This is a genomic window from Pigmentiphaga litoralis (genome assembly GCF_048632615.1).
Taxonomy (GTDB): domain Bacteria; phylum Pseudomonadota; class Gammaproteobacteria; order Burkholderiales; family Burkholderiaceae_B; genus Pigmentiphaga; species Pigmentiphaga litoralis_B.
On sequence record NZ_CP184479.1, the window covers coordinates 3,632,439 to 3,644,912 of the forward strand.

Genomic DNA, 12,474 nt, shown 5'->3' on the forward strand with positions numbered 1-12,474 from the left:
ATGGCCTGAGCCTGGTCATAGCTTGCCCCGGTACTGTCGATGGCCTGGCCAGAGCCTGCCATGGCCCGAACCTGCCAATGACCTGACCCCGGCCGATGCGGCAGCCGTGAGAGCGCCACCACGCGGACCGCCGCCTTGCGCCGAGGTCCGCGCCCGGCGCGCTTAGCGGCCGGCTTCCACGGGCTCGGCAGTGTCAGCCGTTACCACTACCCCGGCATGCGCCCCGAACCACTGGTGCACCAGGTTCACCCAGTACGTCGCCCCCACTGGCAGCAGGTCATCATTGAAGTCATAGCTGCCGTTGTGCAGGGTGCAGGGCCCCAGCCCATGACCTGCTTCGCGATGGTCGCCTTCCCCGTTGCCGATGAATACATAGCAGCCCGGCTTGTCCTGCAGCATGAAGGCGAAGTCTTCGGCCCCCATGGTGGGCTCGCACTCGGCGTTGACGTTATCCGGTCCCACCAGCGACGCCAGCACCTTGGCGGCAAACGCGGTTTCTTTCGGGTGGTTGATCAGCGGCGGATAGTTGCGGTCGAACACCATGTCCACCGTCGCGCCAAAGGCCTCGGCCGTGTGCGTGGCGATCGCCCGCATGCGCGACTCGATCATGTCCAGCACGTCCATCGAGAAGGTGCGCACCGTTCCGCGCAGCACCGCATCGTTCGGCACGATGTTGGTCGCGCTGCCCGAATGGATCTGCGTGATGCTGATCACGGCGGCGTCGACCGGCTTCTTGTTGCGTGTGATGACGGTCTGCAGCGATTGCGCAATCTGCACCGCCACCATGATCGGATCGACGCCCAGGTGGGGGAGGGCGGCATGCGCGCCCTTGCCGTTCACGGTGATTTCGAATTCGTTGCTGGACGCCATCATCGGGCCGGGCGTGACGGCGAACTGGCCTACGGGAATGCCGGGCCAGTTGTGCATGCCGAACACCGCGTCCATGGGAAACCGGCTGAACAAACCGTCGTCCATCATGGCGCGCGCGCCGCCACCGCCTTCTTCGGCCGGCTGGAAAATCAGGTAGACGGTTCCGGCAAAGTCGCGATGCGCCGCCAGGTGGCGCGCCGCGCCCAACAGCATGGCGGTGTGGCCATCGTGGCCGCAGGCGTGCATTTTTCCTTCGTGGCGGCTGGCGTGGCCAAAGGTATTGCGCTCCTGCATGGGCAAGGCGTCCATGTCGGCGCGCAGGCCGATCGCGCCACCGTGGCCGGGCCGCGTTCCTTTGACAATGCCGACCACGCCCGTCGTGGCCAGGCCCCGTTCAACCGGGATGCCCCAGGCTTCGAGCTGCCGGGCGACGACGTCGGCGGTGCGGACTTCTTCGAAGGACAGTTCGGGGTGCGCGTGGATGTCGCGGCGGATGGCTTTCAGTTCTTCCTGAAATTGGATGATAGGTTCGAGCAGATTCATGGCGGGCCTCCAGGCGCGTGCAGCGGCGGGGAAGGGCGGTGCACCTGAGCTGCCGGTGCGCCCACGTCCACCGGTGCGCGAAGCCCCATTATGGCCAATGTGCCCGCGGAATGCGACCCGGCCAAAAGCGGGGGCGCAGCGGGCCGCTACGCTTGAGCCGGGGCGCGCCGCGGATCGCGGCCTGACGCTGCGGCGCCTCTGCTACGCTAGGCGCTCCGAACCGTGCAAGGATCCGACTCGATGCCCGCTAGCGTGCGCCGCCTGGTGACCGCCATCCCTTGGCTATCTGCCGCTGCCGCGATTTACCTGCTGGCCGGTTGCGCCCAGATCGGCTATTACGCCCAGTCCGTTGGCGGGCATTCGGCCTTGCTGCAGGCTGCGCGCCCCGTGGACGCGGTGCTGGCGGATCCGGCTACGCCGCCCGACCTGCGCAGCCGGCTGGCGCAGGCGGTAGCAGCCCGCCGCTTCGCCAGCCAGTCGCTGGGGCTGCCCGACAACGACAGCTACACCCGGTATGCCGACGTCAAACGGCCGTTCGTGGTCTGGAACGTATTCGCCACCCCGGAACTGTCCTTGCGGATGAAAGCCTCCTGCTTTCCGGTGGTGGGCTGCCTGGACTATCGCGGCTACTACAGCGAGACCGCCGCCCGCGCCACGGCGCAGGACCTGAAGGCCGACGGCTGGGAAGTGACGGTGGGCGGCGTGCCGGCTTATTCGACATTGGGCTGGTATGACGACCCGCTCGTCAACACCTTCATCCGCTATCCCGCCGGCGAAGTGGCCCGGCTGATCTTCCATGAACTGGCGCACCAGACGGTGTATGCGCGCAACGACACCATGTTCAACGAATCCTTTGCCACTACGGTCGAAGAAATCGGCGTGGAACGGTGGTTGCAGCAGCCCGAGAATGCACCGATCCGCGATCAGTACCTGGCGTTTGCCGGGCGCAAGCGTCAGTTCATCGCCTTGTTGCTCGACACCCGCAGGGAACTGGAACGGGCGTATGGCGAAGACAGCCCCGACGCCCGGCGCGCCAAGGCGCCGACCCGCCCCGATCCGACTGGCCTGTCGGGCACCCAGATTGCCGAGCGGCGCGCTGCCAAGGCCGCCATCCTGGCTCACCTGCGCGCCCGGTATGACGCCCTGAAGCGTGACGCCTGGCAGGGCTATCCGGGCTACGACGGCTGGTTTGCCGGCGAGATCAACAATGCCCGCTTCGCCTCGGTCGCCACCTACCATCAGTGGGTACCCGCTTTCCGCGCGCTGTACGCACGCTGCGGCTCGTGCCAACAAGGCAGCCTGGCGCCCTTCTTTGCCGAGGTCAGGGCGCTGGCCGACCTGCCGTCGGCCGAACGGCGGCGCGCCTTGACGGCCCTGGCGGCCGCGGGGTGAGGGCGCTCCCCACTATGCCTGGAAACGCTCTGGGCTATCATCGAAACGATGAGCAGCGCCCGTGCTGCGCCCCAGTGCCGATGTCCCGACAACAACGATAAGCGGAGGAGTCCTTTTCATGGATAAACCCTGGCTCGCGCAATATCCCCCTGGCATCCCGGCCGAGATCGACCCGACCCGATACGCCTCGCTGGCGCATCTGCTGGAAGAGTCCTTCACCAAGTTCGCCGAGCGCAAGGCCTTCGTCTGCATGGACAAGGTGCTGACCTATGCGCAGGTGGATCGCCTGTCGCGGCAACTGGGCGCCTGGCTGCAGTCGCGCGGCCTGGCGCGCGGTGCGCGGGTCGCGCTCATGATGCCCAATGTGCTGCAATACCCGGTGGCCATTGCCGCCGTGCTGCGGGCGGGCTACACCGTGGTCAACGTCAACCCGCTGTACACCGCGCCCGAACTCGAACATCAGCTGAAAGACAGCGGCGCCGAAGCCATCGTCATTCTTGAAAACTTCGCGTGCACGCTGCAGAAGGTGATTGCACGCACCCCCATCAAGCATGTCGTGGTCGCGTCCATGGGCGATCTGCTCGGACCCTTCAAGGGACTGATCGTCAACCTGGTCGTCCGGCACATCAAGAAGCTGGTGCCGGCCTGGCGGATCGACCAACACGTATCCTTCAAGCGCGCGCTGTCCGAAGGTGCGCGTCTGCGCCTCAAGCCCGTCACCATCACCCCCGACGACGTGGCCTTCCTGCAGTACACGGGCGGTACCACCGGCGTGGCCAAGGGCGCCACGCTGCTGCACCGGAACGTCGTCGCCAACGTCCTGCAGTGCGATGCGTGGCTGCTGAATGACGAAATCCGCAACGCACCCGGCACCCGGGGCTCGCAGCAAGTCTTCGTGTGCGCGTTGCCGCTGTATCACATCTTCGGGCTGACGGCGTGCGGCCTGTTGGGCATGCGCGCCGGCGGCCTTTGCCTGATGATCCCGAACCCGCGCGACATTCCCGGCCTGATCAAGGAATTGCGCAAGCGGCCCTTCACCCTGTTCCCGGCGGTCAACACCCTGTTCAATGCGCTGGCCAACAATCCCGACTTTGCCAGCCTGGATTTTTCGGCGCTGCGCGTAAGCGTGGGCGGCGGCATGGCCGTGCAACGGGCCGTGGCCGAACGCTGGCTGAAGGCCACCGGCACGCCGATCTGCGAAGGCTACGGCCTGTCCGAAACGTCGCCCGTGGCGTTCTGCAACCCGGTCACCGTGCGCGAGTACACCGGCACGATCGGGCTGCCGCTGCCTTCCACCGAAGTGCTGATGCTCGATGACGCCGGCCAGCCCGTGCCGATCGGCAGCCAGGGTGAAATCGCATTGCGCGGACCGCAGGTCATGCCGGGTTACTGGAACATGCCAGACGAAACCGCCAAGGCCATGACGCCCGATGGCTTCTTCAAGACAGGCGACATCGGCGTGATGGACGAGCGCGGCTATGTGCGCATCGTCGACCGCAAGAAAGACATGATCCTGGTGTCTGGCTTCAACGTCTATCCGAACGAGGTCGAAGCCGTCGTGGTGCAACATCCGGGGGTGCTCGAATGCGCCGCAGTGGGCGTGCCCGATGAACACTCCGGCGAAGTGGTCAAGGTGTTCGTGGTCCGCAAGGATCCGGCGCTGACCGAAGCCGACCTGCTGGCCTTCTGCAAAGAGCATCTGACCGGTTACAAGCGGCCCCGCAAGGTGGAGTTCCGCAACGAACTGCCCAAGACCAACGTCGGGAAAATTCTTCGCCGGGAATTGCGTGATTCAGACAAAAAAACGTCTTGAAATAGTCAATGCGGGCAGGTTTTTCTTTCGGCACTAGAATAGCTGGCGCTCCGACACGGGGCGCCTATTGTTTTGGCAGCAGTTCGAGCAGATCGAGGACATCATGGTGCGCAGGGGTTTCAGGTTGAACAAGCGGGTTGCCGCGGGCGGTCGGACCATACCGATGGCCGCAGCCGCGGCCGTCGCGGCGCTGGCGCTGGGCGCTCCATTGGCGGCGGACGCGGCGGTCACTTTCCGCCTGGATCGCCTGCAGGCGGGCCCTGGCGAAACCGTCAAGGTCGAAGCCATGTTGTTCAACGACGGCAACGGCACCCTGAGCTATGTGGCGCCGCGCGAACTGGTGCTGCAGTGGCGCAACGCCGAAGGCGGCGTGATCCGCTCGCGCGCGCGGCTGGAACGGGACGTCGCCGCGATCGAACTGCCCGTGGGCCGCTTCTCGCGCGTGACCTGGACGGCCACCGTGCCCCAGCAGGTCAAGGGCCTGCAAGCCGTGAACATCGAAGGCGAACCGGTGCTGCTGGCGCTGGACGCCACCACCGCCGAACGCGGCACCATCGCGTCGACCCCGGCGGTCGGCCCGATCATCGACGCCGACAAGCAGGCGCTGGACGGCAAAACCGTGGCCGTGGTGCCCGATTCGGGCGTGCTGAGCGGCGTGTCCGCAGCCAGTGGCGGCGTGGCGGGCAACGCCACGGTGGGCCCGGCCCCGGCCGACGCGGTCGCCAATTCCAGCTTCGAAAGCTCCACGCTGGACCGCTTCCGCAGCGCACTGTCGTCGTACGAACCGGTGTATTTCAGCCTGGGCGGCCGCGGCGACCTCAACGCCAAGTTCCAGATCAGCCTGAAATACCGCTTCTTCCAGCCCACCGGCACGCGAAGCTCCGGCTTCAAGGACAACCTGTACTTCGGCTACACACAAACGTCGATCTGGGACCTGGGCGAAGAATCCGCGCCGTTCCGTGACAGCAGCTACCGCCCCAGCTTCTTCTGGCTGTCGGACCGCATCTGGGAATCCGAAAACCGCCGCTTCTCGATGGGCTTCGATGGCGGTTTCGAGCACGAATCCAACGGCAAGGAAGGCACGCTTTCCCGTGCCGTGAACACGCTGTACGCCCGTCCTGCCCTGCGCTATCGCCTGGAAAACGGCAGCACGCTGAGCTTCGCGCCCAAGGTGAGAACCTTCCTGACACGCGAAGGCAATCCCGACATTACCGACTATCGTGGGCACACCGACTACCAGATCCGCTGGGCAATGGATGACGGCCCGATGGTGTCGAGCGTGATCCGCCGGGGCGATGGCCGTGGCTCGCTGCAATTCGACGTGGCCTACCCGCTGCGTGGCGAATACCTGGGCAACCTGAACGGCTTCCTGCACCTGCAGTACTTCAATGGGTATGGCGAAACGCTGCTGGACTACAACCGCGCATCGGGTTCCCAGTTCCGGGTGGGCTTGATGATCGTGCGGTAATCACCGCGGCGAATGATTACCGCGGCAAATGATTACCGCGGCAAATGATCACCGCGGCAAATGAGGCTGGACCATTGCCATCAATGCCGGCGCCACGACGTTGTTCCCCGACACCACGTTGCCATCGATCGGCCAGGGGTGCCGGCCCATGGCGTCGAAGCACTGTCCGCCGGCTTCGCGCACCAGCAGCGTACCCGCCGCCACGTCCCACGGCTTCAGCCGCAATTCCCAGAACCCGTCGAATCGCCCGCAGGCCACCCAGGCCAGGTCGAGCGCGGCAGCGCCATTGCGCCGCACGCCCTGGGTCTGGTGGATGGCGGCGTTCAGCATCGGCATGTAGTGTTCGCTGAACGACATGTCGCTGTACGGAAAGCCCGTGCCCAGCACCGCATCGTTGAATGACGCGGTTCGCGACACGTGGATACGATGGCTGTTCAGCCAGGCGCCCACGCCATGCACGGCCGTGAACATCTCTTCCCGCACCGGGTCGTACACCACGGCCACCACCGGCCCGCTTTCGGTCATGGGGGTGCCGAAACACACGGCGCAGCCCGGCTGGGCGACCAGAGCGATCGACACTGCGTAATGCGGGATCGAATGAATGAAGTTGGTGGTGCCATCCAGTGGATCGATGTACCAGCTGGCGGAACCCGTCGGCGTGCCCCCGGTTTCCTCGGCCACGATGCCGAACTGCGGCGTGCGAGCCTTGAGCACATCGATAATGGCCGCCTCGGCTTCCCGATCGGCCTGCGACACCAGGTCATTGCGCGCCTTGGTATCGATGACCAGTTCGGCGCGTTTGTGGGCGTAGGCCTGCAGCACCGCCGCGCCGGCGTGGGCGGCCGTGACCGCGGCGTCGAGCGCGGCAAAAAGATCCAGGGCAGGGGACTTGGCGGGGGCGGTAGGTGTGCTCATGATCCGAGTTTACGTCCGGCTGGACTAGGGCGTAAGGGGCAAAGTGTGAAGGCTTTGTGACCGCAAGAGGCGTCGCGTGGGATGACTAAGGCGGGCACGTCGGTGGGCATGTCGATAGGCATGTCGGTGGGCATGTTGATAGGCACCTAGGTGGGCGTGCGGGTAGGCATTGCATCAGGTATGTCGGCGGGCACGTGGGTGGGCATTACGCCAGGCATGTCAGCAGGCATGTGAGTAGGCATCACGCCAGGCATGTGAGCGGGCAGCCGCGCCTGCAGGGGTATCATGGCGCCCGTGTATACGCCCCTCATTCCTTCTCAGCCCGCTTTTGCTTCCGCCAACGTGCCGTTCAGCGAACGGTATGGCGACGTCTACCACGCCGTGCAAGGGCCGATCGCCCAAGCTGACTACGTCTTTCTGCAAGGCAACGGCCTGCCCGAACGCTGGCGCGGCCGCAAGCGGTTTACGGTGTGCGAGACAGGCTTTGGCCTGGGTTTCAACTTCCTGGCGCTCTGGCAAGCCTGGCGAGCAGATCCCGACCGGCCGGCCAGACTGCACATGGTGTCGGTCGAAGCGCACCCCTTTTCGCGCGAGCACATGACGGCCCTGCTGGCCAGCAAGCTGGAAGGCGATCTGCGCGGCATGGCCGAAACCCTGATCGCCCAATGGCCGCCGCTGCTGCCCGGGCTGCATCGGATCGACCTGGAAGGCGGGGCGCTGACGCTGACGCTGGCCTTCGGCTACGCATTGGACGTGGTGCCGCAATTGACGGCGCACGTCGACGCCTTCTTTCTGGACGGGTTTTCGCCCGCCCGCAATCCCGAAATGTGGTCGCCCCCGTTGATGAAGGCGCTGGCGCGCCTGGCGGCACCGGGCGCCACCGCCGCCACGTGGTCGAGCGCCGGGGATGTGCGCCGCGCCCTGGCCGAGGCCGGATTTGCGGTGCGCAAGCATCCTGGCTTTGGCTATAAGCGGGTGATGACGGTGGCAACTTATGCGCCACGGTATGTCCCGCGGCATGCGTCGCCGCCGCCGCCAGTGTTCAAGGAACGGCATGCCATTGTGGTTGGCGCCGGGATCTCGGGCGCCAATGTGGCGTACGCGCTCGCCCTGCGGGGATGGCGAGTGACGGTGGTCGCGCCGGAGGGGGCCACGGGCCGAGCCTGGCGGGCAGCGGCAGTGGGGACGTTGGCGCCGGCCAGGCGAGCGCGGTGATGGCAGGAGGATCGGCGGTCGACGAGGCCTTGGGTACGGGCGGCACTAGGGCTTTTGGTGCCGCCCAGGCAAGCGCGCCGCTGGCAAGGGAATCGGTGGTGGACGAGGTGTCGGGCGTCCGGGGCCCGCTCGATAACGTTCCGGCCGAGGGCGTTCCCTTCGACGAGGTGCTCAATGTGGGCCACCTCGCCGCCGCGCTGACGCCGCTCTTCGCCCGTGACGACAACGCGCGCGCGCGGCTCACACGCGCCGGCGCCTTGCGTGCCTTGGCCCGTTGGGCGCCCTGGATCGACGGCGACGTCGTTGCCCGCACCGGCACCCTGCAGCTGGCCAAGTCCGTCGCCAAGGAGGCCGACCTGCAGGCCACGATGGATGCCCTGGGTTTCCCGCCGGACTGGGTGAGGGCGGTCGATGCCAAGGAAGCCTCCGGAATTGCCGGCACCGCCATTCCTCGCGGTGGGCTGTACTTCCCGGACGGCCTGCGTGTCCGGCCGCAGGCGCTGTGCGAGCGGCTTCTGGCCCATCCAGGCATCGTCCGCGTCAAAGCGCAGGTGCACGGTTTACGTCAAGTCGACATAACGCGGGAGGCTGGCACGGCGTCTGACATTGCCGCGGCTGGCGGAGCGGCAGCCCCTGCCGCCGCCGCCGCTCGCGCCGCCGCCGCTCGCGCCGACGCCACAGCCGCCACAGCCGCCACTGCCGCAGCCGCCGCCGCCACTGCTTCCGCCACCGCCGCCCCCGCCGCCACCACCCCCACCGCCACCGCCACCGCCGCTCCTACCCCCAACGTCCCCGCCGACGCGACTTCGGCCGGTGCCCCCAGCCGCCCGCCATCCACCAGCCCCTACATCTGGCAAGCCCTGGACGCCCACGGCGCCGTCCTTGCCGCTGCCGAAGTCGTCATCATCGCCAACAGCACCGGCGCGCCGCAGCTGCTGCGCCGCGCGGAATTCGACGCCTCACCCGCGTCGTCGCCCGGCGTGCAGCCCCCGCACCAACTCCCACCCGCTTCGACGACCAACTCGCCGTCGCCGGCCAGATCACCACCCTGCCGGCGACGAACCGTGAATGGGGCCCGCCGCCCCGCTGCATCGTCGCCGGGGAAGGGTATGTTTTGCCCTCCGTGGAAGGCCAATGTGTAACAGGCAGTACCTATGTCTACGACGTCGGCACGGCCCGCGCCACGCTTGAAGGTAGCGACGCCAACCTGACACGGGCAACGAATCTCCTGCCATCCATCGCCCCTGTCACCCGTGACCTGCCCGGCCTGGGCGGCTGGGCCGGATGGCGCGCCGTAGTGCCCGGACGGCTGCCCGTAGTAGGCGAATGGCCTGCTGCATCGGGCATCTGGCTGGCGACGGGCTATGCCTCGCGCGGGCTGACCTGGTCGGCCCTGGCTGGGGACATCATCGCCGCCTTGCTTGATGGCGAACCCCTCATGCTGGAGCGGGAATTGCTTCAAATGATCGGCTGGCGCTGAAAACCGACTGAATCATGGGAAAATAGCGGTTGGATCTCGCTCAAATGGTGCGATTGCGGTGTTTTTTTCCGTGGCGCATAGTGTGGCGGGACGCGTGGGCGGGGCGCAGGGTGTCACCAGAGGTTTATTTGACACTCCGAATCCGTCAAAATAGAGGTTTTGGCAAAATGAATGTCGGCGTGCGTCCTGTCCGGTTCGATCCGGACGTTGAAGCGACTGCGCGCGGGTGCTCGTGAGCCAAGCTGCCGAAAGCGATCGAGGGAACCTGTGCCACTTCAATTCGACTCCTCCCGCTACCAGCGTCTGGAATCCCTTTCTCTTCAAACGTCCAACCCGGTCGCCTTTTCGTTTACCACCGACGGGGGCCAGGCGCTCCTGATCGAAGCGCACGCGCCGGGCGTGTTCCGCGTGTGCATCGGCGGACCGGCGGCCACGGGCCAGCCCGGCACGGGCATGGCCACGCGCGCGGCCGCGCTGCACGACCTGCTGGCGCGCGCCGAAGCGATCGGCGAAGGCACGCTTGAAGAGGTCACGGTCGATGGCCGCCCCGGGTTCAAGATCCTGCAGGGCGAACATGCGCTCGAAATCGCCACGCAGCCGCTGCGATTCACGCTATATCGCAAAGACGTGCCGGTGCTGGTGTCGTCGCCGGATCCGGCGCTGACCACGCTGGGCATGCAGGCGGCCGACGGCGATCGCCCGGGCGCCTTTGCCCTGGCGTTCACGCTGGACCCCCACGAGGCCCTGTACGGCCTGGGCGAAAGCACTGTTGCGCTGGACCGCCGCTGTGAAACCGTGGTGACCGACGACCCCGTCGCGCGCGCCTTGCCGCTGTGCTGGAGCCCGCGCGGCTGGGGTGTGTACGTCAACACCGTTGAACGCGTGGTCCACCACCTTGGTACCGACGAACTCAGCCCCGACAACTATGTCCTGGCCATCGAAGACGGTCAGCTCGACCTGTTCCTGTTCGTGGGCGAACCGGTTGAAATCCTCAACCAGTACACCCAGATCACCGGCCGCGCCGGCCAGCCCACCCTGTGGAGCATGGGCACCTGGCTGCATCAGGCCAAGGGCGCAAGCCCGGCCGAAGTGGCGGAAGTGGCGGCGCAGATGCGTGCCCGTGGCATCGGCTTCGACGTCGTGTCCCTCGATACCCCCGCGGGCTGGGAAATCAAGGCCAAGCTGGCGTTCGAATGGGACGCCACCCGCTTTCCGGATCCGCGCCAGACACTGGCCGCGTTCAAGGCAGTCGACGCCCGTGTCTGCGCGCCTGGTTTCCCGGGTGTCACCACGCAAAGCCCCATGTTTGCCGAGCTGGAAGACAAGGGCTGGCTGCTGACCAACGACAACGGCAACGCCCAGGTGTTTGCCGGCGTCCCGGCCACCCATGGCCTGGAATTCGGCCTGCTGGACCTGACGCACAAGGATGTCTGGACGTTCTGGCGCGACAAGCACCGCGCCATCCTGGATGAAGGCGTGGACGCGATCGCGTGCGATGTCGAAATCGACATCCCCGACGACGTCACCGCCCGCAACGGCGATACCGGCGCGCGCCTGCGCACCGTGTACCCCATGCTGGCCAAACGATGTCTGTTCGAGGCGGCGTCCTGGAACAAGACGCCGGCCGAAGGCGTGGTCTGGAGCCACGACGTCTTCCCGACCGGCCAGCGCGTGCCGCTGCAGGCGTCCACCGACGTGCCGAACACCTGGGAAGGCCTGGCCGAATCGATCCGCGCGGCCCTGACCGTCGGCATGAGCGGCCTGCCGTCCCATGCGCACGACATCGGCTCGCAGGAACACCCGCTCGACACCATGACGCCGGAACTCTACCTGCGCTGGCTGGCGGCGGGGGTATTCAGCTCGCACTTCCGTTTCCACGGCACGCCTGGCCTGTTGCCCTGGGCGTTTGGCGATGACGTGCTGCAACAGGCGCAGACCTGGATGCAGTTCCGCTATCGTCTGATCCCCTACGTGCTGGGCGCGATCGAAGACGCGGCGCGTACCGGCCTGCCCGTGCAGCGGTCCATGGCGCTGGCCTTCCCCGACGATACCGAAGCGCACTACCACGAACTGCAATACCTGCTCGGCCCGGCCCTGCTGGTCGTGCCAGCCGTCCAGCCCGGCAAGGAAATGCGCGTCTACCTGCCCAAGGGCGATGCGTGGTGGGACCTGAACACCGGCTGGCGCTACGAAGGCGGCACGACGTGGACCTTCGAATGCGACACGGATCGCCTGCCAGTCTTTGGTCGGGAAGGTCACATGCTGTGCCTCGGACCAACGGCGCACCACACGGGCGAATACAACTCCGCACGCATCCTTGACGAAGTCTGGCTGTTCGGCATGCCCGTCCACAATCCCGTTGTCATGCGCAACAAGATCCGTGTCATGCAGATGCAGGGATCGAGCTATGCCAAGGGGCTGGAAGGCCTGAAGATCCTGCCGTCCGAAGGGCTGGAAGTGAAGCGCCGGGGCGCGGAAGTCCGGATATCGCGGGCGCGTTGAAGGGTTGAATAGCGCACCGGCATCTGTCGGTTGCCTGGAAAAATGCCGTGGTCGCTCTCTTTACGCGCCACGGCATTTTTTTGCCCAATCGACACACTATCCCTGCATTTCGTGCCGGGCAGATTGCTGGCCAAGTCGTTCGGAAAAGTCGTCTTTGCTTGTCTCGGCTCAGGCTGTTTGCGTCCGGCCACGTCATATTGGCTTATCGGTCAGTAACCTGCCGCGCCAACGGCTGTCTGTCTAGGTAAGATCGCCGAAACGATACGTCGACACGGC

The 12,474-nt window shown here is 66.2% G+C and carries 9 protein-coding genes; 7 read left to right on the top strand and 2 right to left on the bottom strand.

The features are described from left to right. Positions 1-162 precede the first annotated feature (162 nt). On the bottom strand, positions 163-1,413 hold the full coding sequence (locus ACNANG_RS16615) for a M20 aminoacylase family protein (RefSeq protein WP_420223908.1): 1,251 nt from the start codon (positions 1,411-1,413) through the stop codon (positions 163-165). A 240-nt stretch (positions 1,414-1,653) separates the two neighbouring features. Between ACNANG_RS16615 and ACNANG_RS16620 the strand changes: the two genes are divergently transcribed. The 3 genes from ACNANG_RS16620 (at position 1,654) to ACNANG_RS16630 (ending at position 6,086) form a co-directional block, all read left to right on the top strand. Continuing rightward, a complete protein-coding gene (locus ACNANG_RS16620; protein ID WP_420223909.1) occupies positions 1,654-2,805 on the top strand; it encodes an aminopeptidase in 1,152 nt (383 codons plus the stop codon). A 118-nt stretch (positions 2,806-2,923) separates the two neighbouring features. Next, positions 2,924-4,618 (top strand): long-chain-fatty-acid--CoA ligase, encoded by a 1,695-nt coding sequence (locus ACNANG_RS16625; protein WP_420223910.1) that lies wholly within the window; start codon positions 2,924-2,926, stop codon positions 4,616-4,618. A gap of 163 nt (positions 4,619-4,781) precedes the next feature. After that, on the top strand, positions 4,782-6,086 hold the full coding sequence (locus tag ACNANG_RS16630) for a phospholipase A (RefSeq protein WP_420223911.1): 1,305 nt from the start codon (positions 4,782-4,784) through the stop codon (positions 6,084-6,086). Between the two features lie 48 nt (positions 6,087-6,134). Here the strand turns inward: ACNANG_RS16630 and ACNANG_RS16635 are convergent, their stop codons facing one another. Next, a complete protein-coding gene (locus tag ACNANG_RS16635) occupies positions 6,135-7,001 on the bottom strand; it encodes an inositol monophosphatase family protein (protein ID WP_420223912.1) in 867 nt (288 codons plus the stop codon). A gap of 285 nt (positions 7,002-7,286) precedes the next feature. Here ACNANG_RS16635 and mnmD point away from each other — a divergent pair, with 285 nt between their 5' ends. The 4 genes from mnmD (at position 7,287) to ACNANG_RS16655 (ending at position 12,198) form a co-directional block, all read left to right on the top strand. Continuing rightward, a complete protein-coding gene (gene mnmD, locus ACNANG_RS16640) occupies positions 7,287-8,216 on the top strand; it encodes a tRNA (5-methylaminomethyl-2-thiouridine)(34)-methyltransferase MnmD (RefSeq protein ID WP_420223913.1) in 930 nt (309 codons plus the stop codon). After that, on the top strand, positions 8,213-9,358 hold the full coding sequence (locus ACNANG_RS16645) for a hypothetical protein (RefSeq protein WP_420223914.1): 1,146 nt from the start codon (positions 8,213-8,215) through the stop codon (positions 9,356-9,358). Before mnmD ends, ACNANG_RS16645 begins: the two co-directional genes overlap by 4 nt. After that, a complete protein-coding gene (locus ACNANG_RS16650) occupies positions 9,265-9,696 on the top strand; it encodes an FAD-dependent oxidoreductase (RefSeq protein WP_420227570.1) in 432 nt (143 codons plus the stop codon). Before ACNANG_RS16645 ends, ACNANG_RS16650 begins: the two co-directional genes overlap by 94 nt. A 267-nt stretch (positions 9,697-9,963) precedes the next feature. Continuing rightward, on the top strand, positions 9,964-12,198 hold the full coding sequence (locus tag ACNANG_RS16655) for a glycoside hydrolase family 31 protein (RefSeq protein WP_420223915.1): 2,235 nt from the start codon (positions 9,964-9,966) through the stop codon (positions 12,196-12,198). The last annotated feature ends 276 nt before the right edge of the window (positions 12,199-12,474 follow it).